The organism is Sphingomonas lacusdianchii, assembly GCF_022664395.1.
Lineage (GTDB): Bacteria > Pseudomonadota > Alphaproteobacteria > Sphingomonadales > Sphingomonadaceae > Sphingomonas > Sphingomonas lacusdianchii.
The window spans coordinates 41,057-66,860 of the sequence record NZ_JAKRET010000011.1; the positions used below are offsets into that span (position 1 = coordinate 41,057).

At 63.0% G+C, this 25,804-nt stretch carries 28 protein-coding genes; 23 read left to right on the top strand and 5 right to left on the bottom strand.

Going from position 1 to position 25,804, the window contains the following annotated elements; translation table 11 throughout:
• The first annotated feature begins 90 nt into the window (after positions 1 to 90).
• From MF607_RS14820 to MF607_RS14830, 3 genes are all read left to right on the top strand, one after another.
• Complete coding sequence (locus tag MF607_RS14820) at positions 91 to 522, top strand: hypothetical protein (protein ID WP_242120162.1); 432 nt, start codon at positions 91 to 93, stop codon at positions 520 to 522.
• A gap of 578 nt (positions 523 to 1,100) precedes the next feature.
• Complete coding sequence (locus MF607_RS14825; protein WP_242120163.1) at positions 1,101 to 1,958, top strand: replication initiator protein A; 858 nt, start codon at positions 1,101 to 1,103, stop codon at positions 1,956 to 1,958.
• A gap of 536 nt (positions 1,959 to 2,494) precedes the next feature.
• Positions 2,495 to 3,223: a helix-turn-helix domain-containing protein gene (locus MF607_RS14830; RefSeq protein ID WP_242120165.1), complete on the top strand. Its 729-nt coding sequence runs from the start codon at positions 2,495 to 2,497 to the stop codon at positions 3,221 to 3,223.
• A 145-nt stretch (positions 3,224 to 3,368) separates the two neighbouring features.
• Here MF607_RS14830 and MF607_RS14835 read toward each other — a convergent pair whose 3' ends face one another.
• On the bottom strand, positions 3,369 to 4,343 hold the full coding sequence (locus tag MF607_RS14835) for a lytic transglycosylase domain-containing protein (RefSeq protein ID WP_242120167.1): 975 nt from the start codon (positions 4,341 to 4,343) through the stop codon (positions 3,369 to 3,371).
• Positions 4,344 to 4,370: 27 nt separating this feature from the next.
• On the opposite strand from MF607_RS14835, the gene MF607_RS14840 reads away from it, so the two are divergent.
• Positions 4,371 to 5,663, top strand: coding sequence for a DUF8535 domain-containing protein (locus tag MF607_RS14840; protein WP_242120169.1), 1,293 nt, complete (start codon positions 4,371 to 4,373; stop codon positions 5,661 to 5,663).
• A gap of 36 nt (positions 5,664 to 5,699) precedes the next feature.
• Here the strand turns inward: MF607_RS14840 and MF607_RS14845 are convergent.
• Together MF607_RS14845 and MF607_RS14850 are read right to left on the bottom strand one after the other, a co-directional pair.
• Positions 5,700 to 6,457, bottom strand: a protein-coding gene (locus MF607_RS14845) for an IS5 family transposase (RefSeq protein ID WP_148291698.1) whose coding sequence is annotated in 2 segments (ribosomal slippage) — positions 5,700 to 6,124 and positions 6,124 to 6,457 — 759 coding nt in all. Because the reading frame shifts where the segments join, the coding sequence is not laid out codon by codon here.
• A gap of 143 nt (positions 6,458 to 6,600) precedes the next feature.
• Positions 6,601 to 6,870, bottom strand: coding sequence for a hypothetical protein (locus MF607_RS14850; RefSeq protein ID WP_066773327.1), 270 nt, complete (start codon positions 6,868 to 6,870; stop codon positions 6,601 to 6,603).
• Between the two features lie 242 nt (positions 6,871 to 7,112).
• Between MF607_RS14850 and MF607_RS14855 the strand changes: the two genes are divergently transcribed.
• Genes MF607_RS14855 through MF607_RS14865 form a run of 3 tightly spaced genes read left to right on the top strand, consistent with a single transcriptional unit; the run spans position 7,113 to position 12,466 of the window.
• On the top strand, positions 7,113 to 7,355 hold the full coding sequence (locus MF607_RS14855; protein ID WP_242120171.1) for a hypothetical protein: 243 nt from the start codon (positions 7,113 to 7,115) through the stop codon (positions 7,353 to 7,355).
• Entirely contained in the window at positions 7,352 to 8,212 is an 861-nt protein-coding gene (locus tag MF607_RS14860) for a DUF7146 domain-containing protein (RefSeq protein WP_066773332.1), read from the top strand. The genes MF607_RS14855 and MF607_RS14860 overlap by 4 nt, the downstream gene beginning before the upstream one ends.
• A gap of 36 nt (positions 8,213 to 8,248) precedes the next feature.
• On the top strand, positions 8,249 to 12,466 hold the full coding sequence (locus MF607_RS14865; RefSeq protein ID WP_242120173.1) for a strawberry notch-like NTP hydrolase domain-containing protein: 4,218 nt from the start codon (positions 8,249 to 8,251) through the stop codon (positions 12,464 to 12,466).
• A gap of 43 nt (positions 12,467 to 12,509) precedes the next feature.
• Here MF607_RS14865 and MF607_RS14870 read toward each other — a convergent pair whose 3' ends face one another.
• A complete protein-coding gene (locus tag MF607_RS14870; RefSeq protein WP_242120175.1) occupies positions 12,510 to 13,007 on the bottom strand; it encodes a Ros/MucR family transcriptional regulator in 498 nt (165 codons plus the stop codon).
• 190 nt (positions 13,008 to 13,197) lie between these two features.
• Here MF607_RS14870 and MF607_RS14875 point away from each other — a divergent pair, with 190 nt between their 5' ends.
• The 7 genes from MF607_RS14875 to MF607_RS14905 all read left to right on the top strand — a co-directional run bounded on the left by MF607_RS14875 (position 13,198) and on the right by MF607_RS14905 (position 18,931).
• Positions 13,198 to 15,459 carry a ParB/RepB/Spo0J family partition protein gene (locus MF607_RS14875; RefSeq protein WP_242120177.1) on the top strand — a complete coding sequence of 754 codons (2,262 nt, stop codon included), beginning with the start codon at positions 13,198 to 13,200 and terminating at the stop codon, positions 15,457 to 15,459.
• A gap of 88 nt (positions 15,460 to 15,547) precedes the next feature.
• Complete coding sequence (locus tag MF607_RS14880; RefSeq protein ID WP_242120179.1) at positions 15,548 to 16,456, top strand: ArdC family protein; 909 nt, start codon at positions 15,548 to 15,550, stop codon at positions 16,454 to 16,456.
• 24 nt (positions 16,457 to 16,480) lie between these two features.
• Positions 16,481 to 17,119, top strand: a complete 639-nt coding sequence (locus MF607_RS14885) for a DUF6927 domain-containing protein (protein ID WP_242120181.1) — start codon at positions 16,481 to 16,483, stop codon at positions 17,117 to 17,119.
• Positions 17,120 to 17,130: 11 nt separating this feature from the next.
• On the top strand, positions 17,131 to 17,316 hold the full coding sequence (locus tag MF607_RS14890) for a hypothetical protein (protein ID WP_242120183.1): 186 nt from the start codon (positions 17,131 to 17,133) through the stop codon (positions 17,314 to 17,316).
• Positions 17,307 to 17,843 (top strand): thermonuclease family protein, encoded by a 537-nt coding sequence (locus tag MF607_RS14895; protein WP_242120185.1) that lies wholly within the window; start codon positions 17,307 to 17,309, stop codon positions 17,841 to 17,843. Before MF607_RS14890 ends, MF607_RS14895 begins: the two co-directional genes overlap by 10 nt.
• Before the next feature lie 108 nt (positions 17,844 to 17,951).
• A complete protein-coding gene (locus MF607_RS14900) occupies positions 17,952 to 18,557 on the top strand; it encodes a DUF7007 domain-containing protein (RefSeq protein WP_242120187.1) in 606 nt (201 codons plus the stop codon).
• Between the two features lie 233 nt (positions 18,558 to 18,790).
• A complete protein-coding gene (locus MF607_RS14905) occupies positions 18,791 to 18,931 on the top strand; it encodes a hypothetical protein (protein ID WP_242120189.1) in 141 nt (46 codons plus the stop codon).
• 43 nt (positions 18,932 to 18,974) lie between these two features.
• On the opposite strand, the gene MF607_RS14910 is transcribed toward MF607_RS14905, so the two are convergent.
• Positions 18,975 to 19,394 carry a hypothetical protein gene (locus tag MF607_RS14910; protein ID WP_242120191.1) on the bottom strand — a complete coding sequence of 140 codons (420 nt, stop codon included), beginning with the start codon at positions 19,392 to 19,394 and terminating at the stop codon, positions 18,975 to 18,977.
• A 340-nt stretch (positions 19,395 to 19,734) separates the two neighbouring features.
• Here MF607_RS14910 and MF607_RS14915 point away from each other — a divergent pair, with 340 nt between their 5' ends.
• The 9 genes from MF607_RS14915 (at position 19,735) to MF607_RS14955 (ending at position 25,711) form a co-directional block, all read left to right on the top strand.
• The gene (locus MF607_RS14915) at positions 19,735 to 20,379 is read left to right on the top strand and encodes a hypothetical protein (RefSeq protein WP_242120193.1); all 645 of its coding nucleotides are present in this window, start codon (positions 19,735 to 19,737) and stop codon (positions 20,377 to 20,379) included.
• 10 nt (positions 20,380 to 20,389) lie between these two features.
• The gene (locus tag MF607_RS14920; protein ID WP_242120195.1) at positions 20,390 to 20,686 is read left to right on the top strand and encodes a hypothetical protein; all 297 of its coding nucleotides are present in this window, start codon (positions 20,390 to 20,392) and stop codon (positions 20,684 to 20,686) included.
• A gap of 17 nt (positions 20,687 to 20,703) precedes the next feature.
• Positions 20,704 to 21,021 carry a hypothetical protein gene (locus tag MF607_RS14925; RefSeq protein ID WP_242120197.1) on the top strand — a complete coding sequence of 106 codons (318 nt, stop codon included), beginning with the start codon at positions 20,704 to 20,706 and terminating at the stop codon, positions 21,019 to 21,021.
• 61 nt (positions 21,022 to 21,082) lie between these two features.
• A complete protein-coding gene (locus MF607_RS14930; RefSeq protein WP_242120199.1) occupies positions 21,083 to 21,706 on the top strand; it encodes a hypothetical protein in 624 nt (207 codons plus the stop codon).
• Between the two features lie 166 nt (positions 21,707 to 21,872).
• Positions 21,873 to 22,091: a hypothetical protein gene (locus MF607_RS14935; protein ID WP_242120201.1), complete on the top strand. Its 219-nt coding sequence runs from the start codon at positions 21,873 to 21,875 to the stop codon at positions 22,089 to 22,091.
• Positions 22,092 to 22,133: 42 nt separating this feature from the next.
• Positions 22,134 to 22,400, top strand: coding sequence for a hypothetical protein (locus tag MF607_RS14940; RefSeq protein ID WP_156442285.1), 267 nt, complete (start codon positions 22,134 to 22,136; stop codon positions 22,398 to 22,400).
• 46 nt (positions 22,401 to 22,446) lie between these two features.
• Entirely contained in the window at positions 22,447 to 22,947 is a 501-nt protein-coding gene (locus MF607_RS14945; protein ID WP_242120203.1) for a hypothetical protein, read from the top strand.
• Between the two features lie 43 nt (positions 22,948 to 22,990).
• The gene (locus MF607_RS14950; protein ID WP_242120205.1) at positions 22,991 to 24,310 is read left to right on the top strand and encodes a hypothetical protein; all 1,320 of its coding nucleotides are present in this window, start codon (positions 22,991 to 22,993) and stop codon (positions 24,308 to 24,310) included.
• Between the two features lie 84 nt (positions 24,311 to 24,394).
• Positions 24,395 to 25,711, top strand: coding sequence for a hypothetical protein (locus MF607_RS14955; protein ID WP_242120207.1), 1,317 nt, complete (start codon positions 24,395 to 24,397; stop codon positions 25,709 to 25,711).
• The last annotated feature ends 93 nt before the right edge of the window (positions 25,712 to 25,804 follow it).

Here is a 25,804-nt window from a genome sequence, read left to right on the forward strand (position 1 = left end):
GTGGGAGCGTCTAATCCTTACAATTCTGGCGAAAGCAGTAGCAGCGCCAAGCCAGAACTTGCCGACTTCCTCCTCGCGAGGATGAAGGAATTGCGGGTCACGTTCCGCGTGCTCGAGGCTTCAACGCCGATGATGAAGCGGACGAGGCTCCACTGCATCTTGCATTCGGACCCGGCCAAGCGCCGGCCGATGCGCGTGGACGAGGCCCAGGCGATCTGCGCCGCGCTCGGCATCACGCAGTCAGAAGCGTTCTTCGGGACCGAGCTGCTCGGCTGCATGTCGGGTGACGATCGCGAGGAGGCCGCAGGCCTGACGTCATTCCTCGCGACGATGTTCGGCGGATTGGCGCCGAGATTGGCGAACGCTGTGTCCGCGATCGGCGGCTTGGATCTAAGCGACGTGAAGGGTGAGCACGGCCAGCAGATCCAGCAGCTGGTATGTGAGACTTTCGAGCGAGGGTATGCGGACCTGGCTGAGCGCAAGGGGCTCCGGCTGCGAAAGAGAGAGGCCGACGGGCTCTAACGGCACCTCGACTGAAATGATGCATCGGGCACCGCTTCAGGTGCCTTTTTTTTGGCGCTGTGGGCACCGCCACGCCGTCCCGGCCAGACCTCCCGCCGCCCTGCCATCTCGCGTCCCTTAGGGCTCCTAAAGCATCTGACGCCCCCTGGGATCGGAAGGGGAGGGGGAGGTTGACCGCGGGCTGGAGGACCGTGTGTAGCAGCAAACGGGGATGATGCCGTTTGAGCCGAAGCCGACACGGTGCTACGGCAAGGCATGGCTTACGCTTCCGTAATCCAGACCCCCCTTACCGACCGCTACACCGACACAGCCTCTCGCGTTTTCAAAAGCACGAAGAAGAGCGGCCGGGCGGCCTGGACCTGTCCAAAATCGGCAGAAACAGGGCCTAGAAAGCCGGTTTTGGGGTCGAATTTCGTGCTTTCGGAAACGCCAGCGGCCGGATTTTCGTGCTTTCAAAAACGCGAGAGCGCCGGAAGCGAATTATCAAAAACACGAGAGCGTCGAGGTCACTGGGGATCCCCGCTGAACCCGATCCGCTCTCCTCGGCGGATGCCGAGACACATGAAGGTAAGTTGACAATGGCGGAGCAAGAACAGGGCGAGCTTTTTCTGCTCGACAGTCCTCTCCACGGACCAGTCCGCGGAGAGCGGTCACTCATGGCATGGCCGTTCTTCGCGTTGGCGAAGAAGGCCTGGATGCAACCGCTTACCTATAAAAAGGGCGACATCTCGATCGAAATCGGGCCAGGACCAAAAGGGGTGGCCACGATCTACGACAAGGAAATCCTGCTCTATATCGCCAGCCTAATGGTTTCCAAGGTAGAGGCAGGGAAGGCCATTGGGCAGGAGTTCAGCTTCAGTGCGAACGACCTTTTCAGCGTCACCGGCGTCAACAAGTCGGCTAGGTCCTACACAAGATTGTCTGAGGCTCTTGAGCGACTTCAAGGCACACAGATCAAGACCAACATCGAAGCAGGCGGGGAAGGCGAGGAGGGCTTTTTCTCGTGGCTACAAGAGGCCAAGCTCCAATACAGCAAGGGCGAAGGTGGCGTGAAGCGCCTGAAGGCGGTCAAGATTCGCCTCTGTGACTGGCTGTATCGGGCTATCATGGTCGACCGCCAGGTCCTCGAATACGCATCCACCTACTTCCAGCTCGGCCCGGTCGAACGTCGACTCTATGAGGTTGCGCGATCGCTGTGCGTTGACGGCCAGACTACGATTTCGCTTGAGGATCTGCGGCTGCAGATGGGCTACCAGGGATCCTCGCGCCAATTCAAATTCGCACTTACGAAAACCATCAAAGAGGACCCGATCCCTGGCTTTCGATTTGAGATCGAGGATCAAGGTCTCGGAACGGTGACGGCAGCCGGGCGAACAGTCCGCGAATACCTCGTCAAAATCATTCCAGAGAGCACGGTGAAGCGCCTCTCGTCATAGACGTTTCCGATTCGACGAAAGCCGACTCCAAACACGGCGCCACCAACTCCTCGCGTTTCCAAAAGCACGAATTGTTGTCCCGTGGCGCGGGACGGGGCCGCCTACGTGTTTTCAAAAGCACGAACATTAGTCGCCTAATGTTGTCGAAAGCACGAATCACGCGTGTTTCGCGAATGGCTGTCGTGCGCCACTATGCGGCCGCCTGGGTCGCAGTCCGCGACCTAGAAAAATTGGGAATGGCTGTGACCACATAAACGAATGCCCGGCACGAGGCCGGGCACCCTGAGACCGCTATGTCCGATGCCGGCAAGCATCGAAAGAGCCGTTGTACGCTCAAGATATACTGGTTTCTGAGCTTCGGTTCAAGGGTTGCGCGCTTCGCGCCACGGACGAGTTATGCCCCGGTCCCGGCCCAATCTGAGGGCAGGAAATTGGCTGCAATAACAATGGCAGAGGCGGCTCTGGCCGTGCTCGGCGGTGCCCGCTTCAAGCGGAAGCCGTCGCGATCTGGCGCAACCCACCGCACTGGAGCGCCCGTGCGGCGCGACAGCATCGAGGCTGGTACGTTCGAAGACGCCTTCTTTTCGCGTCCCGGCAAAGGTGAGACCGACCGGATCTACAAGCGCGCTGCGGCGCTCAGCGCAGGACGGGCGAACCTGCGCGCAAAGATCGCGCACGAAGAACGAGAGCCGACTCCGCGGGAGGCCGCTATCTTGCGCTTCAGCCGTAACACGCTGGCGGTCCTCGAGGCGTTGCTCCGGATCGCGCGAGTCCAAGCAGGCCGTGTGTACCCCACCCTCGAGTATCTGGCCGAGACTGTCGGTATTGGCCGCCGCACCGTCATCCGTGCACTCGCGCTTCTGACCGAGCTCGGCTTCGTTCTTGCCCAGCGTCGCTTCAAACGCGTCGAGATCGACGGCGTTGGACCACGCTATAAGCAAACCAGCAATGCGTACCGCATGCTCATGCCGGCTTGGATCGAGGCTCACCTTCCGCGCTGGCTGCGCCCGGCTCCTTTGCCCGCGGACGTCGTTCAGCAAGAAGCCGAGCGGATCGAGCAGACGGCCGCGATGCTCAGCTCACTGTCGCGTCGGGAATATGCGTTGGCGACGGTCGACGGCCAACTCGGCAAGGTTCTCGCGCGTCTCGGCGCTGCGATCGATGCCAAAGAGAGCGAGTGCCAACCTGACCCGCAACCGCTCCTAGATTCATATATGATTAGCGCAGAAAGACTTGGCCTAGCCGGCCAAGGCGTTCGCGCCTGACGGCGAGAGCAACGGAACCACAACGCGCATCTCGACCACGACCCAAAGACGCACTGTTGGAGCGCCGGCTACGCCGTCGCATTGCTCCCGAGAGGAGCATGCGTTTTCTGGCGTCGATCATCGGGAGGGCGCGAAGGCTGAGAGGTCAGAATTGCGCGAGTGCGACCGAGCGATAGGCAGGTTGTGGCAAGGTCGACCGAAGTGCTTGTGACCCAGGCGCTGCGGTCAATCTCGACCAATTGGCGATGATGTCGGTCACATATGCCTGCGTTTCGGTGATCCGGGGAACGAGACCCCCGCGCACTCGGCCAGGACCGGCATTATAGGCAGCGAGCGCGAGCTGCACGCGGCCGAACTTATCGAGCTGCTGGCGGAGGTATCGGGCACCACCACGCATGTTCTGGTAGGGATCGAACCGGTTCACGCCGAGCCCCATCGCAGTGCCGGGCATCAGCTGCGCGAAGCCGAAGGCGTTTTTCGGCGATAGTGCAGTTGGATTGTAGCGGCTCTCGCGAATTATCATCGCGTCGAAGAGCCCAGTTGGAATGCCGTGTTCGCAGGCGATCGAGCTCATCATGCCATAGTAAATGGCCCGCCGACTTTCGGCCTCGCGCGAGAGAAACCCTGACGGCCGATACGCGAGCGGAGCACAGCCGGGAACGAAGGCTGGCGCCGTAAACGATCCGACGCCCGGTTTCATCCAATCGGGCACGCTGATGGACGACGTCGCCGCTACAGTCGGAGGCAGGCTGTCGGAAACGCTGACCTCGGGGACGATCGACGCGAGCTCTTGCTTCATCCGAAACTCGACGTAGCGGCGGCTTAGATCGTGCACCTTGAACTCGGGCGGGAGGTCAGGTGCTGGGAGGTCATCGGCGGATCCGCCATCCCCCTCCGCCATTGGCAGCGCCGACGCGGTGGTCATCGAGATCAGCTCAACGCGCCGAACCTTGCCGCGCTTTTCAGGCGCGGCCGAAGCAGATGTGGCCAGCGCCACGCTCGCGATCGCCACACCGGCGTAAAACTTCCGCACAAAAACCTCCTCGATCCCCTGTTCAGAAGAGTGGAGATCAAGAGATTTGCCCTTGTCAAGACGGGGGCCGAGGGCGAAACTGGTCAAGAAACGTCGCCCAAAGGCTCTTCGAGCATGTGGTTGATCCATCGAGACACTGACGGAAAAGGCCCAAATCGCATCAAGCTTCCGCAACCGCTGCGGGAGGCGCTGGTACGCTGGTACGTGGGCGAGGGCACCTTCCACGACGAGCAGGCCGGCATCACGCTCGTTCAAAACGCGCGCATCGGTCACCGCTGGATCGCGTGCAATTGCCTTGGAGCGGAGGCGGCCCCTCCGATCCTCACACCCGCGTTCCTGTCCGAGGCGGAAACCTACTATCTTCGACGCCTGACCAGCGAAAAACGTCCCGAGCATCGCGCAGACTGCCCGTTCTTCCGCGACCAGGTGACCAACCGGATCACTGAGATCCGGTCCCACAACACGCCCACCGACCCGCCCGCTGGCTTTTTCGAGGTGCTCAGGCCCGCCCCGGAGAAGCTCTCACAACGACCGGAAGAAGACAGCAACGACGATCGCACGCGAAACGCGTCGACGCCGCGTCTTGCTCGCCTTCTATGGCGGCTAATGGACACGGCCGGCTCCAACAGCGTCCCGCCGATCGGCGCAGGTCCGGAGTGGTCGATCAAGGAGGCCTTTGCCGCGATCCTCGGCGCGGCGGGAAAGATCGAGATTGCTCCCGGCATCGAGTTGGGCCGCGCCATCTGGACGCACGCCCGGCCGCTCGAGGCCAAGGTCGTGTATGCAACGCTGCGACGCCTCGCGGAAAACTGGCCAAAGGCGCACGCGCCGCAAGGCTTCGTCCTGCTCTATGCGACGGCGATCCAAGGGCACAAAATCTACGTGCCCGACGGTCCCCCCGTGGAAATCGCTAACCGGGTTCAGTCACCATCGGTGCGGGGCAACAGGATCAGCGGCCCGTTCCTCGTGCTGGTTGTCGCCGGCGAGTACCCGGAGGCCCATGGGTATGCGCCGCTGCGGGGGTACGCACAGCCGATCTACAATGGCCGACTGTTCGTCCCGGTGGAGTCGGATTTCGAGCGGAAAACCCTCAAGCGGATCTTGGAAGCTCAACGGCTTCTACGTTCGCAGTCCATTGATCTGGCGATCGGAAAGCCGCTCTTCGATACCATGACACCAGATGGCCCATGTCGTCCGGACTTCGTCCTCGAGGGGAGATCGCGCGAAACCGGGGAGCTGCGCACGCTCGTTGTGGAAGCGATGGGGTTCGACAACGACGATTATCTCGCCGCAAAGGCGGTGACCCACCCGCGCATGCGCCACCTGGGGGATCTGCTCACATTACGTCCAAGCGATATCGAAGACGATGCCGCGGGCATCCAGATCGCCGAGGCGATGAGGCTCTGAAAGCCCTGTTCGATCGCTAGGGTCAGGACTCGTTGATCACAGCCAGAAGATGACGGTGGCAGCGAGAGCGATTGCGGAGAAGAAGGCGGTGGGGCAGCGGTCGTAGCGGGTGGCGACCCGGCGCCAGTCCTTGAGGCGGCCGAACATGATCTCGATGCGGCTGCGACGCCGGTAGCGGCGCTTGTCGTACCGGACCGGTTCGTTGCGCGACCTGCGGCCTGGGATACAGGGCTGGATGCCTTTGGCCTGGAGGGCATCCCTGAACCAGTCGGCGTCGTAGCCGCGATCACCAAGCAGCCACTGCGCCTTCGGCATGTCATCGAGCAGCGCTGCCGCACCGGTGTAGTCGCTGACCTGGCCCGCGGTCATGAAGAAGCTCAAGGGGCGCCCGTTCGCATCGGCGATGGCGTGAAGCTTGGTGTTCATGCCGCCTTTGGTGCGGCCGATCAGGCGGCCGAGATCCCCTTTTTAACCCGCAGGCTCGATGCCGTGCGGTGAGCCTTGAGGTAGGTTGCGTCGATCATGACCGTCTGCGGCTCGGCGCCAGCTGCAGCCAGACCTTCCATCATTCGCGTGAACACACCGGCCTCGCCCCAACGCTTCCACCGATTGTACAGCGTCTTGTGTGGCCCATAGGCGCTGGGCGCATCTCGCCAGCGCAGCCCATTGCGATTGACGAATACGATGCCACTCAGCACCCGCCGATCGTCTACCCTCGGCCTCCCGTGGCTCTTGGGAAAGAACGGCCGCAGCCGCTCGATCTGCTCATCCGTCAGCCAAAACAGGTCACTCATCCCGGTCTCCTTGCGGAGCCTGAATCAGATCGCGACGCTCACATCAATGGGTCCTGACCCTAAATGATTGCAGGCACTTAGGATCAAATCCTATTTCCGACTTTATACTTCTCGCTTCCGGTTTTTCGCTTCCCGGAACAGGATCAACCCCAGTTCATCGTCGCGGCGAAGTAACAGACTATGCCAAGTGTAACGGGCGTGGAGAGTAGGTAGAGCTTCTGCCAGCGCCACCATGTCTTTGGCAGTAGCAGCGCCGCGCCGCGGATCGTGCGGGCATCTTGCCAGACCTTGGCCTGCCACATCTCATGAAGCGTCACCGACACTGACATGACCATGGCGATTCCGCAGCAGATACCTGCCGCCAGATAGATGGCGACCCAGTTCGCGATCTCGACTGGCGAAAACTGAGACATCCACACCTCTTTTTAAGGCCGTGCGTCGACAAACAAGCACGGATCGATTCTAGTTCCTAGAGCACCCTACTTGGCTGGGCTTAGCGCTGGGTAAACGGGACGGATACGAAATCAGCCCTGATTTAACGGGGGTAGAGGAAGAGCGGAGGGGGGGGAGAAAGGATGGGCTGCTCGGGTGGCCCGACATTCCCTTTCGGTAATGGTTCGCCGGTACAGGCGGCCAGGTACGAGGTCCGCTCGCCATGGAACGCTTCCTGCTCTTCATCCGCGACGACGACGGTCGCGATCAAACCCACGTCCATCCCAGCGAACGATCGGCCCGCACGGCCCTAGCGGCTTATGTACGGAGCCGGTCCGAACCGAACGCCGATGTCGTCCCCCTCCACGACGACGACGCGATCGACAGCTATTTCGCCGCGCGGGACGCTGAGTATGTGATCGCGCGCCTGACGAAGACGATGCGACGCGAGGGGGATCCGGCATGACCCTGATCGCCAATCGTCCGTCACAGAAGCTGGTCGACCTCGTCGGCGCGCTCGGGGGAACCTGGCACCGGAACGTCGCGACGTGCCGCTGCCCAGCGCATACGGACAAGACGCCAAGCCTGTCACTCCGACAAGGCGATCGAGGCATCCTTGTGACCTGCTTTGCGGGTTGCGACCCTGCCGACATCCTACGCGAGCTCGACCGCATACCGCTAGGCCAGCGCTATGAGCCACCCAAGGTGACCCGCGCAGGCGGCACCGCCAATATCGAGCGATTATGGAATGAGGCTCGTGGCGTGCCAGGAACCTGCGCGGAGCGCTATCTCGCGTCGCGCTTCCTGCTACCGCTGCCGACCGACATTCGCTTTCACCCGCGCTGCCCACTCGGGCCGAAGCCGCTCACCGTGTTCAAGCCAGCACTGCTCGTCGCCGTTCGCGAAGCTGACCGCCTGGTCGCTTTCCAGAGGATTTTCATCGATCCCGCAACGAGCGCCTACACCGAGAAGCAGACGCTCGGGACCCTCGGCAATGGCGCGTGGCGTGGCGGTGGTCTGGCCTCGACGATAGGGCTCGCAGAGGGTTTCGAGAGTGCCCAAGCATGGTCGCGACTGCGTGGCCTGCCCTGTTGGTCTTCGTTCGGGTCACGACGGCTCGACCTTCTGGCCATTCCATCGTCGGTCACCCGGCTGATCCTGGCTGCGGATCGCGATCTCGCTGGGCGACGCGCTGTGGCGCGCAGCATCGAACAATATGCGTCCGACACCCTGACCGTCGTGCCGGACTTTCCGCCGGCGCCCTACAAGGATTGGGCGGAGGTGCTCGAGGCGAAAGAGAGGGGAGGGGGAGGGAGGCGGTGAGCTGCCGGAATGGCAGCATGACCAAGGGAGCCTTCCATGTCCGACCTCCTCGACTTGCCGCCTGTCACCGACCGACCGGCCGCGCTCACGATCGCGCTCGCACTGGCGTCTGGCGAGCCGATCACGCGGCGCGCGCTCAACAACGCCATGACGGCTGCGTTCGGAGGCACCGACGCGGAGGGCCGTTGGACCCAGCGCGACAGCTTCGAGATGCTGGAACACGCTTTGGCGCTGCACGTCGCCAAGCAGCCCTATCCACTGGCTGACATCGCCGGCGTGACGCATGCCGCAGCGTTGATGGAACGGCTCCCGACGCAAACCGTGCGCAGCGAGGAGCAGATCGAGCTGCAGCAGTTTTCGACGCCGATCGATATCGGCGCGCTCGCAGCGGTCATGGCTGCGATCGGACCGGACGACATCGTGCTGGAACCGAGCGCCGGCAATGGGCTGCTTGCGGTTCAGGTGCCGCATCATGCCGGCCTGCAACTGAACGAGATCGATCCGCGCCGTCGAGAACGCCTCGCCAGCGTCTTCCCGAATGCCATCATCACCGGCCACGATGGGGCTGCGCTCGTGAGCCTCCATGCCTCGTTGGAACGGCCTACCGTCGTTCTGATGAACCCGCCGTTCTCGCGCAGCATTGGCCGCGGCGCCGACAATCTCGCGGCACTCCGCCATCTGCAGGCGGCAATCCGCCGCGTTTCGATGGGTGGTCGGATTGTCGCAATCATGCCCGATTGGTTCGCGCCGAGCGCGCAACTGAAAGCTGCCTATGAAGCGGTGCTCACCGGCTGCACCGTCCGCACGTCGCTGCGGCTCGAAAGCTGCTACCGCAAGCATGGCACCGACATCGCGGTGCGGCTCTACGTCATCGACAAGGTGGATGGGGGTACGTCGCACACCGTCATCCAGCGTCGTTCCGTCCTCGACTTCCTCGACGTGGTAGAGGTGCCTGCCCGAGCCGAGCTGGTGTCGGAAACACGGAGCGCGAGGGCTCCCGCTGCCGCGGTAAGTCTCTTCGGTGCCGCACGCACCGCGAAGCCGGCCGTGGCACGCACCTACCACAAGCCGGTTCGTAACGCCGTTCTGCCGGTCGGCTATACGACCCTGTCAGCTCCGGCACCGCTCGCAGACCAGGTCGGAGTGTATCTTCCCTATCGTCCGAGCCGCATCGTCTTCGACGCGGCCGGCGAGCACCCGACGGCGCTGGTAGAATCGGTCGCGATGGGCTCGATCCCGGCACCGGTCCCTGCCCATATCCCGCACCTTCCCGAGCGCACCGTGTCGGAACGGATGCTGTCCTCGTCGCAGCTCGAAACCGTGATTTATGCTGGACACGCATGGTCGCAGATGCTCCCGGGGATGTTCAAGCCAGACAAGGAGGGCGTTGGCCTCACCCTGAACGAGGACGGCCGCAGCTACCGGAAGGGCTTCTTCCTCGGCGATGGAACCGGCGCGGGTAAGGGGCGACAGGTGGCCGCGTGCATTCTCGACAGCTGGCTGCAGGGCCGCAGACGCCACATCTGGGTGACCAAGAACGAGCCGCTCCTTGAGGATGCGCGGCGCGATTGGTCCGCCCTGGGCGGTATGGCGGGCGATGTGCAGCCGGTCTCTAACTGGAAGATCGACGAGGCGATCCGCCTCGAAGAGGGCGTCCTGTTCGTCACCTATCCGACGCTGCGCTCGATGCGGACCGAGAGCAGCCGCCTGCAGCAGATCCTAGACTGGGCGGGGCCTGATTTCGACGGTGTCATCGCGTTTGACGAGGCCCACGAGATGGGCGGCGTAGCGGGCGGCGAGGGTGCGCTCGGCAAGAAGGATGGGTCGCAGCAGGGTATCTGCGGCGTCCTTTTGCAGAACCATCTCCCGGACGCCCGCGTTCTGTACGCGTCCGCGACGGGCGCATCCGACGTGAACAATCTCGCCTATGCGGTCCGGCTTGGCTTGTGGGGGCCGGAGACGGCGTTCGCCGGTCGCGAGACGTTCATCGCCGAGATCCGGAAAGGTGGCATCGCTGCCATGGAGCTCGTCGCCCGCGATCTGAAAGCGCTCGGGCTCTACACGGCCAGGGCGCTCAGCTTCGCAGGCGTCGAATACGACGTCCTCAAGCACGAGCTGACGCCGCTGCAGATCGAGATCTACGACACCTATGCGCAGGCCTGGAGCGTGATCCATCAGAACATGGAGGCGGCGCTCGAGTTTACCAACGTCGTCGACGGCCTCGAAGGCGGGACGCTCAACAGCGGCGCAAAAGCGGCCGCCCGGTCGCGCCTCGAATCCTGCAAGCAGCGGTTCTTCGGTCAGGTCCTTCTCGCGATGAAACTCCCGACGGTCATCGCCGCGGTGGAACAGCACCTGAAGGCTGGGCAATCGGTCGTGCTTCAGCTGGTGACCACCGCCGAAGCGATCCTCGATCGCCGGCTCAACCAGATGTCGGCAGAGGAGCGCGCCGATCCCACGATCGACCTGTCGCCCACCGAGTATATCGCCGACTATCTGCAGCGCGCGTTCCCGACGCGCCAGATGGAAACCTATACCGACGATACCGGCACCGCGCGATCGCGGCCGATGGCAGACGAGGCTGGCAACCCCGTCTACAATCCCGACGCCATCGCCGCCCGTGAAGCCATGCTCGAACACATCTGCGGGCTTCCGCCGATCAAGTCCGCGCTCGACGCCTTGATCGAGCACTTCGGCACCGACCACGTCGCCGAAGTGACAGGCCGATCCAAACGGCTCGTTTGCACCTCCGAGGGGCGCCAGAAGGTCGAAACCCGATCAGCTCGGTCGAGCCAGGTTGAGGCTGCGGCCTTCATGACCGGCACCAAGCGCGTGCTGGTCTTTTCCGACGCTGGAGGGACGGGACGATCCTATCACGCCAGCCTCGACGCCAAGAACCAAGAGCAGCGCGTTCACTTCCTTCTGGAGCCGGGCTGGCGCGCTGATCGAGCGATCCAGGGGCTCGGCCGCACGCATCGCACCCATCAAGCCTCGACCCCGCTATTTCGACCGGTCACGACAGACTGCAAGGGCGAGCTCCGCTTCACCTCGACGATCGCACGACGGCTCGATAGCCTCGGCGCGCTGACACGCGGGCAGCGCCAGACCGGCGGGCAGAACCTTTTCGACCCGGCTGACAACCTCGAGAGCGAATACGCCAAGGACGCGCTCGTTACGTGGTTCCACCTCCTCGACAAAGGTAAGCTGACCAGCACGACTCTTGACGACTTCTGCGCGCGCACCGGGCTTGAGCTCTACGACAGCGACGGGTGTCTGAAGGAAGAGCTGCCTCCTATCCAGCGCTGGCTCAATCGCCTTCTGGCCCTGCCGATCGGATTGCAGAACGTGATCTTCGACGAGTTCCTGTCTCTCGTCGAAACGCGTGTCGCTGCAGCCCGGGAAGCGGGTACGCTCGACGTTGGCGTTGAAACTATCACCGCGGACACCGCTACAGTGGTCGATGATACGCTGCTTCGCACCGACCCGCTTTCGGGCGCGACGTCCCATCTCCTCACCATCGAGATCGCGCGCAAAAAGACGCCGATTTCCTTGGAGCGCATCCTCACGACGGCGCAGTGGGCCGGCGATGCGGCCTTCGTCATGAACGGGCGGTCGGGCAAAGTCGCGTTGCAGCTACACGCTCGCCCGTGGATGGACGAACAGGGGCAGCCGATCCCTCGGCTCGAACTGCAGCGCCCGTGCCGGCGTGAATATATCGGCGAGTCCGACCTGCTCGAGTCCGCTTGGGACGTGATCGATCGCGCCACGTTCGAGACCAAGTGGGCCGAAGAGGTCGCTGACCTGGCTGGACAGACCGAGGTCGAGACAATCCGCCTCGCGACGGGCCTGCTTCTGCCGATCTGGTCGGCACTCCCGTCCGATCATCTCGCGGTGAACCGTATCGTCGACGGACAAGGCAACTCGTGGCTCGGCCGCCTCGTGTTCGACCAGCACGTCGTCCAGCTCTACACCAAGCTTGGGATTGCGAAGAGCGAGGACCTGCCTGTCGAGGCAATCGCACATTCGGTCCTGTCGGGCCGCAGCGTCGATGTGGTCCGGCCTTTCGAGATGACGATCCGCCGTTCTTTCGTGAACGGTGCGCAGCGGATCGAGATAGAGCGCGCTCCCGCTCAGCAACTTGCCTACCTCAAGGCGCTGGGATGCTTCACGGAAATCATCGCCTATCGGACGCGCGTATTCGTACCGGTCGGCGAGGCCAGCACGATCCTCGAGAAGCTCCTCAAGGCGGCATGAAGGTTGGCCGATCCTACCCATAACGGGCGGACCGGCCACCCAATCAGGCTTCGGCCGTTTCCGCAGCCTTCTTGGTCCGGCGCGGCTTGCTGACCGGAGCCTCGGCCGCTGCAGCACCCGGCTTCTGACCAGGCTTGCGTCCGAGACCGATCTTCTTGGCCATATCCCGACGGGCTTCGCTGTAGGCTTCCGCGACCATCGGATAATCGGCCTTCAGCCCGTAGCGCTGACGATAATCATCCGGGGTCAAGCCGTGACCCGCAAGATGACGGCGCAGCGTCTTGTACGGCTTTCCATCGATCATGCTGACGATGTGGTCCTTGCTCGCCAGCGACTTCCGCACCGACACAGCCGGCGTATATTCAGCGGCAGCAGGCTCGGCGCTCGCCTCATTCGGGCCGGCGCCTAGTGTCGCGACCGCTTCGTGCATCGCTTTCAGGAAAGCTGGAACATCGTCGGCCGAGGTCCGTGTATTCGGGTTCGATAGCCACGCGATCGTCAGCTCGGTCGCCAGTTCGACGGGGTTCGTATCTTCGCTCATCTTGGATCCCGATAGTCAGGGGAAGGTCGCGGGCGCGACGTCACCTTCATAGCCCGGAGCGCCCACGCGGCAACACTGAACGGGCCAGGAACATGTCACGTTCCAAAGCAGCCGGAGCCAAGGAGAGAAGGGGGGAGGGAGCTGGTGTCCGGCAAGAATGTCGGATGCTCAGCAATAAGGGTGATTTCCCATGATCCAGTCCGTCAAGCTGTCGAAGCTCGTCCCCTCCGACGTCAATGTCCGCAAGCGTCGTGCCGACAAGGCCGAGAGCTTCGCCGCGAGCATCTCCGCACGCGGCATCCTCCAGAACCTTATCGTGACGCCGCTGAAGAAGCCGCGCGGTCACTTCGGCATCGTCGCCGGCGAAAGCCGCTACCGGGGCCTGATGCTCCTGGTCGAACGTGGTGAGATCAACGCCGACGACTATGACGTGCCGGTCAAGCTGATGACGGGCCCCGAGAGCGAACTGTCCGAAGTCTCGCTGGTCGAGAATTTCCAGCGCGACGCGATGAACCCGGCCGACGAGTGCCGCGGCTTCCAGATCATCCAGTCTCAGGGCGGCGACATCGATGGTATCGCCCGTCGGTTCGGCGTGACCCGCCGCTTCGTGGAAGGGCGTCTGCGGCTTGCCGACCTCGCAGAGCCGATCTTCGATGCGCTCGCCGACGAGAAGATCAGCCTCGAGATGGCCAAGGCATACGGCTCGACTGCCAGCCATGACCGCCAGCTGAAGGTCTGGAATACCTACGGCAACAGCAGCTACTACAACGCCGACATGATCCGTCGCATGATCGCCAACGACGACATGCGCAGCAACGATCCGGTCGCGTTGCTTGTTGGCGCGGACGCCTACGAAGCGGCCGGCGGTATCATCGAGCGCGAGCTCTTCAGCGAGGGTGACGATCGCTGGTCGAACCCCGAAATCGTCCAGAAGCTCGCGGCCGAGAAGATGGAAGCGGAAGCGAAGCGCATCGGCGACGAGCGCGGCCTCGCTTGGATCCGACCCGTCGCATCGAACAGCACCTACGATGCGGCCCGCGGCCTCTATCCGGTGACCCTGCCGACCGAGCCGATGACCGAGGAGCAGGGCGCCCGCGCCGTCGAGATCGAGGCGTTGCTGGAGCCGCTGCAGGAGCAGCTCGAAAGCGGCACGCTGGCCGATGAGGCGTACATCGCGATCGAGGAGCAGTACGACGCGCTCGCTGCGGAACTGCATGCCCTTGAAAATCGGCCGGGAATGATGCCCCCCGAACTCGCGTCGCGTGTCGGCACGTTCCTCACGCTGTCGCACGCGGGCGAGATGGTGCTCGACGACACCTTCTACAGCGAGACGCCTCTGACGGTCACGATGGTCGAGCCCGATGCGATTGATGACGTCGCTGGCGAGGCTGATGGTGAGCACGGTGACGCGACCAGCGATGACGACGGCGAGATCACGCCACGTGGTATCCAGACCCCGACCTTCCGCATCGAGGAGGGCACTGGACGATCGAGCTTCCGGGGCAGCACCACCGCGATCGTCGAGCCCGACCGCGCCGCCCCCGGCGGCAAGCAGATGAGCCAGGTGCTGCTCGACCAGCTCGCCATCCAGCGTCGCGACGTGCTCGGCGCGGCATTGCAGGCGAACCCCGGTCTCGCGCTGGACTATATGATCTTCGCCATGATCGAAGCGCGGAGCCATCGCGGCACCGGCAACGGCACGACGATCCGCGCCGCGCTGCCGCAGGATCCGGTATTGGCGAATAACGTGCCTAACTCGCGTGCGCGGGATTATCTCGCTGAGGTCCACGACAGTCTGGATGCGACCTGGACCGAGGCAACCAACAAGGTCGCTCGCTTCGAGGCGTTCCGAGTGCTGGCCGACGAGACGAAGGCGGCCTGGATGGCATGGATCGTCGCGACGTCGTTCGAGGCCAAGGAAGGCTACGGCGCAACCCAGCAGATCCCGCTCCAGAACCGCCTCGCCACGATCCTCGAGATCGACGTTGCCAGCTGGTGGCGCCCCACGTCGGAGAATTTCTTCGACCGCGTTCCCAAGGGCGCACTGTTGTCGCTCCTCGACGAGGTCGGCGGTCCTGCGCTGACGAGCCGTCACGCGAGCAGCAAGAAGCCGGACATCTCGGCGTCGTGTCAGAAACTCTTCGCCGGTGACGCGATCGTCGAAACCGAGATCAAGGACAAGGCGCTCGCCTGGGTGCCCTCGGCGATGCGGTTTAATGACAAGCCGTCGGACGAGCTGGCCGAGGACGATGGCCAGGACGAGCTTGCCGGGCTGATCGGCGACGGCGAAGGCGAAGACGACGACCTCGGCGCACTGATCGCCGGCGGGGACGGTGAACCCATCGGAGAAGACCAGACCGCCGACGTCGGCGACGGTAGCAGCACGGCGGAGCTCCCGCACCCGGATCATCAGAACGACGACACGACCGACCATCTGGTCGCGGCCGAGTAACAGCACACCCGCTGGGCAACCTCGCTGCCGGCGCTGCCTCACCGCAGCGTCGGCAGCTTCTTTTCACGTCCATTCGAGGAGCCGCGCCATGCCCGCAGGCACTCGCGACATCGCGGCCGCAATTACCGACACCATCATCGCCAAGCTCGAGGCCGGCACCGTTCCATGGCAGCGTCCGTGGTCGGTGACCGGAGAAGGTGGGCGCCCGCTCCGCCACGAGGGGACTCCGTACCTCGGAATTAACTCGATCTGGCTATGGGCGATGGCCGACTTCCTCGGCTTCAAAAGCCGCTACTGGATGACGGCGCGTCAGGCCGAGGAGCTTGGCGGACTCGTCCGCCGTGAGGCGCAGCCATCGTTCTCTGTTTACAGCTCCACCTTCCGCAAGAAGGCGCAACCGAACCTGCTCGGCCTGTCGGCCGACAAGGTGATCCGATTCTTGCGCTCGTACACCGTCTTCAATGCCGACGAGATCGAAGGCCTCCCCAGCTACTTCTATGCCCGGCCCGTCCCACCGACCCCTGCGCTGTTGTCCGCGCGACAGGATCGCATTGACGCCTTCTTCTCGGCTATACCGTCGCGAGTGCGTCGGGGCGGCGACCGAGCTTTCTTCAGCCCGACTTTCGACTTCATTCAGATGCCGCACGCCGGCAGCTTCAAGTCCGCCGACGCCCATGCCTCTATCTTTGCGCATGAGCACGCTCACTGGACCGGGCATCAGTCTCGCTTGGATCGAACATTCGGTAAGAAATTTGGTGACAAGGCTTACGCGCTCGAAGAGCTGGTCGCCGAACTAACAGGAGCAATGGTGTGTAGCGATCTTGGTCTTCCATCCGAGATACACGATAGCCATGCAAACTACATCGGTGATTGGCTGCGTATGCTTCGGGCGGACAAGAGCGCGATATTCGTCGCCGCCACAAAGGCCGAGCAAGCCTTTGCATATCTTCGCGCCTTTTCGGCTGAGGCCATACATCCGGCGAAGCTGGCAGCATGACCCATTCTCACAGGAGAACCCGCCATGGGATGGCTTTCTATGAGGCGCGACGGAATGGGTCGCCACAGCACCCCCAAAGCGTATCTGGACGCACAATTCACCTACACCAACGACGCCGATGGTGGCGGTACGCGCGGTGCGCGCGTGATCGACAGCGCATGCGTCGGAAACCGCGTCTGGTATGCCGCTGTCGAAATCCTCGAAAACGATGTCGCCACCTCCATCACCGCGCTCATTTGTGAGGTCCGATGGACGCCGAATGCGAAGGACGGCTACATCTTCGCCTATAAAGACATGGACGAGAATGCCGGTCCCTGCTCGGACGATTGCCCTGAGAAAATCCTGCGCCTGCTTCCCCCGACGAACAACGAGTATGCGCTGAATTGGCGAAGGCGCTGTCTGGCGCGCCTTCGCAGAAGGGCACGACGCGTTGAAGACGGCATGCGGATCCGACTGCCTCAACCGCTGACCTTCAGCGACGACCACGTCGGCAGCGAGTTCATCGTCGTCAAGCGTGGGAGCCGCATCACCTTTCGGGGAGAGAACGGCTTCGGCCACTATCAAATTCGCAATTTCCGCGATCTGCCCTGGATCGTCGTTCCCCAGACAAAGATCCACGCCACGATCTTCGCGAAACCGCCGGTAGCTACGATGACGGCATGATGGAGCCTATTATGAACGAGACAGCCCCTCTCTCCGCGCTGCGGCGCGCGCTATGCAGCCAGAGCAACGCGCTCCGGGTCGCGCGGCGAATGATGGAACACGGCATCGATGCGATCGTGGTCGCCAGTCACGATCCACTGCAGCCGTGGCGAGTGACGGAGCGCGACAACAGCATCGCGGCGCGCGCATGCGCCTGATCCTCGCCGCTGCTCTGATCGCGACAGCCTGCAGCGCCGCGGCGCCGCGCGCAGACCAGAACACCACCCTTTCGGCAGACGGCCGCGCCATCGATGGTGACACGGTATCGATCGACATCCGCCTCTTCGGCGCGGACGCCTTCGAGAAGCGTCAGTTATGCAGGACAACGTCGGGGTGCTGGCCCTGCGGCAAGGCAGCGCAGGACTATGCCTCGAAGCTCCTCAAGACTGGCGCCTCGACCATCCGGCTGACCGGCAAACAGAGTTACGGGCGCCCCATCGGCACGATCGAAGTCGCCGGACAGGACCTCGGTGAAGCGATGATCGCAGCCGGGCTTGCGGTGCCAGCAACAAGTTATCTCAAAGGCGACCCGGAGCGGGCCCAGCGCTATGTCGCCGCCTATGACAAGGCGGAGCGCCAGCGGCTCGGGGCACATGCTGGGTATTTCATCGACCCAGCGAAATGGAGACGCGGAGAGCGCCTCTCCTGCGAAGCACGCAGAGGCTCGCCCACACATGTGCGTTAGTGCACCTGTGCACAGGTGCGGCTTCACGACCATGAAGCGTCAGAAGCGCGGAGCCACCGGAGCATAGAGAGAAGGGGGCGGGGGAGAGCATCGATCAAGGAGACGATCATGCCCACTTTTGCTTCGACCCCGGCCCCTGTTCATACCCTATGGGACGCCCCGCAGACCGCCGAGCAGCGCCTGCCTGGCATCTGGTCGGTCAGCACTGCCTCGCATGGCGGCTTCGTTCTGTCCGACGAGCGCCAGGCGGCCATGCCCGAGGCGCTGCGCCTCGACAGCATCTACTATGAGGAGGACGTGGACTGGTCGCTGATAGTCCTTGCCTTCGAGGCCGAGTTCGCCGCGTTGCGCGATCCGTTGTTCGACCTCGAGCGCGACCTCGCCCATCAAACCGCACGTCACTGGCGGCCCAAGCACTATTCCGGCTTCACCGGGCAGGTACTCCAACCGAGTGACAGCTACGTCCTCCGCAGAATCGCGCTCTTCGAAGCCGCGATTGGCGAGATCGGCGTCCAAGCCGCGTGGGGCGATTGGGCCGACTGGGTTCCCGCCGGGAAGGTCGGGGTCGTCGGGCAGCGCATCACGGGATGCGATCATCTCGGCTTTGCCAAATACGATGGACCGAGCGTGAAGGGGCTGGCGGACGCGAACCGCTACGAAGCCCGCGATACCGGGAGCACCTTCAAGTCCATCGGCGTCGAGGTGATCGCCTAGTAGGGGGCGTCACATAAAACGGATCCAGAAGGAAACTAAGGATACGGAAAGAGCCCACCGTAGCCCCGAAGTCCGGAAAGCTCACTCACGAAATCTCATAAATCCATCGCGATCAAGTCGACCCCGCACCAGAAACCCAGTTCTTGGTCTGCGGAGTACGGCTCGGATCCACCGCCTAGTGGTGGCCAACCTTTACACGAGTAAATTATCGTTTCGTCTGAGAGGAATGCACGATGACCATTGCCGTCGATACTTGGCACCTGATTGTTGTCGTACTCATCGGGATTTTGCTGGGTTTGCTTACCGGTAAGCTTTCAGCGCGCTGGATAATAGTAGGATTGTCCTTGTCGGTTACGCTGGCGCTTGCAAGCTAAACCATTTGAGCCGTAATAGACTCGCAGTAATGAGAACCTCTGCTCAAAACACCAATCCGATGATACGGCTCGTGAAACCCGTCAGCAAACCAAAGCAGGAAACCAGAAAAACCTGATGCATCAACCGATAGCGGCGGACTAGCTTGACCGAACTGCCCTCTCTCTGAATATGCCCAGCTATCTTCCCGGCAAGATGGGATCTTTTAACGCCGTTATAGCCGTGAAGAATGCCCAATATTGAACTAGCTGAGCCGATGCAGGAGGAAATACCTGCTGTGCGAGTATCAACGAACCAAATGTAGATAACAGCTACTAATCCGGTAGCCGAGAGAAAGGCTAACCAAAGGGCTGAACGGTTAACCTTAGTAAGCAGATACTGGCTCAGATTGGTGTCTGCCGATGCGGCATCTGCTAGGACACCTGCCCAAGGGCCTAGATCGGGAAATCGCTCAACCGGGCTCATTTCGTTTTGATAGCAGACGTGCGACCTTTTATCGAACAAATTCTCGATGATCTTCGTCCTCTAATCGCATGCAGTTACGATGGAAATTGGGCGCGGGAATGTGCATGCGGCGGAGCGCTAGGCCGCCTGATGACCGGAAAGATGTTTCCGAAAAACGGCAACTTCTTTCCAGCGGCCCAACCCTTGCTAATGGATCTAAGCGGGGCGCGTCCTGACGATTGCCGGTACGCCCAGCCCTGAGGGGCTGACGAACCAAAAGTAGCCGAGGCCGCGGGAGAAGAGGGGGAGTGAGAGGGCGGGCGTGAAGTGTCGCGCTCGACCCTCACTGGAGACGGCGTCGATGTTTTACGATGTGCCTTATCGCCACCAACAGGCGGTGGATCCTGCTGCGCTCACCACGATCGCCATAACGCTCCAGGCAATGACCAAGGCGCTGGACGATTGCCGTAACGCGGGCGTCGACCCCAACACGGATCCCGCAATGGTGCTGCTCGCACGCCACATGGCGACCGTGTCGACTAATCGAGCGTCGCGGTCGGTACTCCGTCACGCGTGCGATAAGCGGCTGCAGTCGCTCAAGCGCTACCCGGCGCTGCTGGCCCTATCGATCCGCGGTGTCGAATACGACCAAGCCGCCAAAGAGCGATTTCACGAGGACGCGACGGCAGCGATGCGGGATCTCGCATCGGCGCTCGCGCTCGCTGAGGGGAGTTACACCATCGCCTCGACCCGAGGCGAGGTTTCTGAATCCGGTTATGTCCTGCTCGCCGCGGTCGAGGTCGCCGTCATGGTGCGGGTCGGGCGCCGCTTCGAGGGGCGCGAGGTATCGTATCGCGCCGTCGCCCCCGGTGTGGATCAAACCAATCGGAATGCCAGCATGGCCGATCTACTGCGGCCCGCGCGATTTGCCGAGCGCCTGACGCGCGAGCTGCGCCTTCGGCTCGCCCCGGCGAGCGTCTCCGAACCAAGCCTGATCGCCGCTTGAGGAGCTTCGTATGATCCAGATCAACGATGCCCTCGCCATCGCGCGAGCCGATGTTGCAAACATCGCTCGGTTCATTGAGCGGCGAGAGAGCTTCCTCGACGCCCTCGACTGGTCGATGATGACTGACGCACAGGTTCGCCAGTCGTCCATGCTCGACGAGCTGCTGGACGAGGACCTTGCCATCGGCCTGCACTACATCGACTGGCTGATCGATCGCGTGGACAGCCAAGTCCCGACGCCTGGCGCTCTTCGCTTTGCGCCGCATCCCCGCCCGTGGCACGCTGAGTGGAACACGCTGGCCGCCTGAGAGAAGGAGCTTAGACAATGAGCCGTCATACCTTCGCCGGTCACGCCGGCACCACGGTGGCCGTGGGATGGGATCGTCCGCTGGGCACGTTCTTCGTCCAGGTCTCGCGGCCGCATCCGACGCTCGAAGGCGAAAGCCAGATTGTCGCATGGCTGGGCACCGACAACGGCGAGCTCCCAACCGCGGCTGCGGCCCTCAAGGTAGCCGCTGACTATGCCGACCTGCCGAGAGATCTCGGCGCGACGCTGGAAACGGACCGGATGAAGACGCTCGGTCAGAGCGACGGCCCCGCCCAAGCCGCTGCGCGACGATTCCGTCGTGACGGCAGTTTCTGAGGAGGATCTGGTCATGGATCCGAACAGCAACAACACGAGACCAGCACCGAGCGGGCCAAGCATGGCCTTGACCATCCTCGTGTTCGTGATCGTGCTTAGATCAGCGTCGTGGATGATCGGTGTCGTGATCGATGGCGAACCTCTTTCCGAGGGCAATTCGTCGCTGCCGTTCGAGCAGCTTTACCGGATCGTCGACACCATACAGGGGCCTATTGGGGACGCCTTGTGCTTTGTTGGGATCACCGTTGCCGTAATGGCCTATATTACAGGCAATTTCGGCGCCGAGTTCAGGAGCTCAACCACCGCTGAGGGTGAGAAGCCCAAGCGTATCCCGACGTTGCCGATGAGTGAGGCTGCGCGAGCAGCCGAAGCGCGCTTCAACGCATTGAGCGCTCAGTTCCGGTCGATGCCCGAGAATATGGTGTTGCCCGAGGCCAGCATCGAGTTCGAGCGAATCCAAGAGAAACACGTTCCCGACGTCCGGCTCGCTCACCGGGAGGCTCGTTCGACGGTATCACCAACGTCCGAGAAAGCCGATGCGTTGGATGAGGACTACGCCGGCATGCTTGGTCGGATCAGTGACTCCGTTCAACGTCTGATCGAAGGTTGCGAGGCCTTGGGCCGGGAGCGACTTGAGGTACAGGCTCGCTTCATCGAGGCTCGACACCCCGGCGACGATCGCTAGAAAGTCAGCATCTGTTCTGGCAATCGATCGACAGCTCGATCGGTTGTCATGACCGGTGCGCGGGCTTCTCACGGTGCGCCAGCGGATAGGAGCAGTTATGCCCCCTATGTACCTTGGCAACGTCGCCTGGATGACATTGATAGTCTGTTTCCTATGGACCTTCGCCATGGCGTATTTCGTGTTCTGTCACGAGCTGCCGGCGACCAGCGCGATCCACGTACTCGCGCCTACGTTCGGCGCACTGGCTTTCGCCGTCATGTCGATAATCCTTGATGACGGCGGATTGTTGAAGGCCCTGACCGCGCAGATCATCGCCATTTCGCTGATGATGGCAGCGGGAAAGGGGCAGCAACGAGCCTATGCCGAGCATCGCAATCGCAGATGACCGCTCTAGCGGTGACAGACGAGGCACGATAGACTGAGTCCTATGTTCGCGTCAGCAGAATCCATGATCTGGGGCTGCCTGCCTGTCCTGCTTGCCGGCGCAGCTATACTTCCCTTGAGCGCACAAGCCGGAAAGTCGATCAAGAACCTCCTGCTATTCTTCCTCGGCACGAACGTGGCGGCGCTCGCGCTGTATGCCGCGTACCAAGGGCCGGTGACGTGGTGGTTGGCGTCAGGAAGCTCATTCCTGATCGGCATGGCGGGGATCGCCGCCTTTGTAGCGGGACGGGCCGACCCGAGCCAAAGTTAAGAGGGGGAGGGGCTGTTGATCCGGGTGGATCAACGGAGAACCTCTCATGACCAACATCATCGACCTGGGCGGAGCGCCCGCCAACGAGGACTGCGCCCAGCTTGGGCAGACGCCGGACTTCGATACCGTCAACGCCCACGAGGTCTTCGCCTATAAACTGGCGATCATCGCGCGGTTCGGGGAGCCTCCCGCGGGTTGCCGCCTGAAGCCTCTCGCCAACCGCCACGATTTCGGGACCTATCGCACGCTCTCCCTCCGCATCGACGATGAGGACGACGAACAGGTAGGGGCCTATGTCGACCTGGTCGAGAACGGCCTTGGCAGCTGGCTGGAGGCCGGATTTTCGCCGCCCATCAGCTATAAGGGCAGCGTTGCCACGATCCACCAGCTCGACGTTACCGAGCTGCTGATCGGCGCCTTGCAGACGACACGCCCAGATCCTGACGGGACATTCCCGATCCCGGATTTCGAGGTGCTCCACACAAATCTCGCGTCAGCCTTCCCGGAGGAAGCTGCGCTCGCCCGAGCCCGTTGGGCGGCAGCTTGAGCCAATCCGTCGCGCCTGCGGGCGCCACGACACGGAGGGTGTCATGATCGTCGACGATTTCAATTCAGCGGATCCGCGCACATGGTTGGCGCGCGGTCGAACGCCGGAGCAGGCCGAGGCGCTCGCTGCATCGTGGCGGGACTTTCCGGATCTCCCCCACGATGCACCCCTTGCCGACCGCCAGGCTCGCAGCCGTGCACGCGTGATCGCCACCAGACCCATCTTCGAGGCGATGCGCGTGCAAGCCGAGGCCGAGCGCCAGGCGAGAAACTTCGCCTTCCTCGAGAACCAGGCGCGCGAGGGCAAGGTGAACGATCGCGATCTCGCCATTCTGCGCGGTCGCGACGATCATGGCTACGACTGGGACGTCGCCAACCGCTACGCTGACGGTTGGTATGCGGCCCATGTCGGATGGCCGCACAGCTATCCCGACGGCATCCCGAGCGAGGTGCCCCTGCAGGTCCGCCGCGCGGCCTACGATCAAGGCTTCACCGATGGTGGTGGCGATCGGACCGACCTGTTCGACGCAGCGCGACGGACCAACCTCGCCCAGCTGCGTCAAAGCAACATGCCGCCTCCAGCGTTGCCGGTCGCTACCGCACGCCCGCTACCGAGCAGCTGGCCGAAACCAGGCGACGAAGCCCGGCCCGCCCGTTGGTCGCGCCGCCTCATCATTCTGAGCGACGAGGATGTGTCTCTCGAGGCGCCCGAGCGCGCCAAATGGGACTTCCTGCGGATCATCCGTGAGCGACAAGGCGCAGACGAGATGGCGATCGTCATCCTTAGCAACGACGGCTTTGCCACGATCGAGCGCTTCCTGCCTCAGGCAATGCGACACGGTCGACGGCAGGTCAGCCACGCTGATGCGGCCGCCCAGCTCCGAGCGGCGATTATGGGCCGGAATATAGAAGACGTCCTGGTCGCTTTGCAGGGGGATGACCTGCACCTCCTCGAGGCTGTTGCCGGAGCCCTGCCGCTCTGCCGAACCATGGAGCGGACACGAAACACCAAGCTGCAGCAGCGCGCTCACCTACGGGCGTGGCTGGATCGCGGTTACGGCTCGGACGAGAACATGGCCGCAGGGCACATCCGCTGGGGCAAGCTGATCCATGGCCTGACGGGCAAGCTCGGCGAGTTCACCGCTCGGCATATCGGCGCGGCACCCGGCCGAGGGCATCTGATCCGGGTCTATGTCGGCGATGATCGGCCTGCGACCGGCTATGCCGGCGCGGACGGGGTCCAGCTGCCCCATGACGTCGTCGTCTCGAGCAAGGCTAAGCTGCGCTCTGAGATGGCGGCAACGCTCCGGCGCTTCGGTGCAGCAACGCCGCTGATGGCGCTGTCGGGGCGCGACGCCGGATAGCCAGAGCGTCCAGGCAGCCCAAGGCCATGGAGGGGAGGGGGCGGGGAAGCGCGCACCGGAATCAGCCGGTCAGGAGCAACTCCCTTGTCCGACCCCCAGCATCCCCCTTCGCACCATCTGATGCGTCCCGTCCTATGGTCGTTCGGCGAAGGCCCGACCTTCCCTGGCTATACCGACGATACGACATGGAACGGCTTCCTCAACGTGTCCGTGGGTATCGGCATTTGGCCCTACGTGCTGCGCGAGCTGATCGCAGGCGCCGATGGCGACGCCGAGCGCATCGCCGAATATCGGGGTATGGCCACCGACAGCAGCATGGTCTCGATAAGTCACGGCTACACGACCAGCGCCGTCGACGCGAAATGGCCGTGGCTCTTCCCTGACTACCCGCTCGCAACCATGATGCCGATCCCGGCGACGTGGTCGGAGATGAGCTGGCGGCATGAGGCAGCGCCGAGTTTCGGCCCATGCGTCGGCCCGATGGGCGAGGCTGCTCAGATATGGATCGACTACGCGGATCCAGCGAAGCGTGACGTTCCCGAAAGTTCGAGGTTCACCTTCAGCCGGCGCGACGCAGTCGGCGAGCTGACCGTGATCTACGCGGGCGACGACTACGACGCTGTGCTGACACACGCGTCGATCGAGGCGCTTGCCTGCAGCCTCTCCAAGCGGGTCGCCTATGAGATGACCGCAGAGGAATGGCAGGAGACGAGGCTGCGGAATCGGACCACGCCGGACAATGTCTGCGCGTCGCACGATTTCATGGACACCAACATCCTCATGCTTGAGGCATGGGAGGCGGAACGCGGTAATGCTCTGCTCCCGGGTGGCGAGCGGGAGCGCTTCGAGGACGACCTCGAGCGGGTAAATGCTGCGTGGGACATCGCCACCCGCTGCTACCTCACTGCGTCCGAGGAGGGCGCACGCTTCGACGCTTGGCGCCTGACGGGGCGCGCAGTCGACGGCCTTCGTGCCGCGGGCATGGACCTGGCACATGACGACGATGGCGACACGCCGGGGAGGATTTACGGGCCGGGTTTCATGGAGCGGGATCTGCGGCAGTGGGTCGTGAACGTGAGCAACACGAGCCACGCTTTCGACACGCTGTTCGACGCCGAGGCACACCTCTGGAGCGTGTTCGCCTCCGGCGAGGCAAAGGAAGCTCGGCCGTTGGCGGTCACAGCCGCGCCGATCCGTCCTGTTTCACCGCCCCGTGAGATCGCCTTCTCCGAGCAGGAGGTCACCGTGACGGCCGATGCGATCGAGCGTCGCCTCGAGGTCCTGAGACAACGCGCCGCGACCACCGCCGAGGCGTCATCCGAGGGTCTATTCCTCGCAGAGAGCATCCGGCAGCTGGCAGGCGCACGAGACAAGCTGCGCGCGGCGACCCAGCGGCCGTGAGCGGTCCGCCTCTGCGGCGCATCCCGGCGCCGCAGGGGCGAAAAAGGGGAGAGGGAGGGTGATGGCGGATGCGGGGAATTGCCCTCGCACGGC

What these genes read in the sequence shown, in the direction of transcription:
- MF607_RS14900 (WP_242120187.1), top strand. Translation starts at nt 17,952, where the DNA reads ATGCCCACTTTTGCTTCGACCCCGGCCCCTGTTCATACCCTATGGGAC.
- MF607_RS14875 (WP_242120177.1), top strand. Translation starts at nt 13,198, where the DNA reads ATGATCCAGTCCGTCAAGCTGTCGAAGCTCGTCCCCTCCGACGTCAAT.
- MF607_RS14950 (WP_242120205.1), top strand. Translation starts at nt 22,991, where the DNA reads ATGATCGTCGACGATTTCAATTCAGCGGATCCGCGCACATGGTTGGCG.
- MF607_RS14840 (WP_242120169.1), top strand. Translation starts at nt 4,371, where the DNA reads ATGTGGTTGATCCATCGAGACACTGACGGAAAAGGCCCAAATCGCATC.
- MF607_RS14935 (WP_242120201.1), top strand. Translation starts at nt 21,873, where the DNA reads ATGGCGTATTTCGTGTTCTGTCACGAGCTGCCGGCGACCAGCGCGATC.
- MF607_RS14915 (WP_242120193.1), top strand. Translation starts at nt 19,735, where the DNA reads ATGTTTTACGATGTGCCTTATCGCCACCAACAGGCGGTGGATCCTGCT.
- MF607_RS14910 (WP_242120191.1), bottom strand. Translation starts at nt 19,394, where the DNA reads ATGAGCCCGGTTGAGCGATTTCCCGATCTAGGCCCTTGGGCAGGTGTC.
- MF607_RS14885 (WP_242120181.1), top strand. Translation starts at nt 16,481, where the DNA reads ATGGGATGGCTTTCTATGAGGCGCGACGGAATGGGTCGCCACAGCACC.
- MF607_RS14880 (WP_242120179.1), top strand. Translation starts at nt 15,548, where the DNA reads ATGCCCGCAGGCACTCGCGACATCGCGGCCGCAATTACCGACACCATC.
- MF607_RS14855 (WP_242120171.1), top strand. Translation starts at nt 7,113, where the DNA reads ATGGAACGCTTCCTGCTCTTCATCCGCGACGACGACGGTCGCGATCAA.
- MF607_RS14860 (WP_066773332.1), top strand. Translation starts at nt 7,352, where the DNA reads ATGACCCTGATCGCCAATCGTCCGTCACAGAAGCTGGTCGACCTCGTC.
- MF607_RS14920 (WP_242120195.1), top strand. Translation starts at nt 20,390, where the DNA reads ATGATCCAGATCAACGATGCCCTCGCCATCGCGCGAGCCGATGTTGCA.
- MF607_RS14940 (WP_156442285.1), top strand. Translation starts at nt 22,134, where the DNA reads ATGTTCGCGTCAGCAGAATCCATGATCTGGGGCTGCCTGCCTGTCCTG.
- MF607_RS14825 (WP_242120163.1), top strand. Translation starts at nt 1,101, where the DNA reads ATGGCGGAGCAAGAACAGGGCGAGCTTTTTCTGCTCGACAGTCCTCTC.
- MF607_RS14850 (WP_066773327.1), bottom strand. Translation starts at nt 6,870, where the DNA reads ATGTCTCAGTTTTCGCCAGTCGAGATCGCGAACTGGGTCGCCATCTAT.
- MF607_RS14870 (WP_242120175.1), bottom strand. Translation starts at nt 13,007, where the DNA reads ATGAGCGAAGATACGAACCCCGTCGAACTGGCGACCGAGCTGACGATC.
- MF607_RS14930 (WP_242120199.1), top strand. Translation starts at nt 21,083, where the DNA reads ATGGCCTTGACCATCCTCGTGTTCGTGATCGTGCTTAGATCAGCGTCG.
- MF607_RS14925 (WP_242120197.1), top strand. Translation starts at nt 20,704, where the DNA reads ATGAGCCGTCATACCTTCGCCGGTCACGCCGGCACCACGGTGGCCGTG.
- MF607_RS14895 (WP_242120185.1), top strand. Translation starts at nt 17,307, where the DNA reads ATGCGCCTGATCCTCGCCGCTGCTCTGATCGCGACAGCCTGCAGCGCC.
- MF607_RS14865 (WP_242120173.1), top strand. Translation starts at nt 8,249, where the DNA reads ATGTCCGACCTCCTCGACTTGCCGCCTGTCACCGACCGACCGGCCGCG.
- MF607_RS14905 (WP_242120189.1), top strand. Translation starts at nt 18,791, where the DNA reads ATGACCATTGCCGTCGATACTTGGCACCTGATTGTTGTCGTACTCATC.
- MF607_RS14890 (WP_242120183.1), top strand. Translation starts at nt 17,131, where the DNA reads ATGAACGAGACAGCCCCTCTCTCCGCGCTGCGGCGCGCGCTATGCAGC.
- MF607_RS14945 (WP_242120203.1), top strand. Translation starts at nt 22,447, where the DNA reads ATGACCAACATCATCGACCTGGGCGGAGCGCCCGCCAACGAGGACTGC.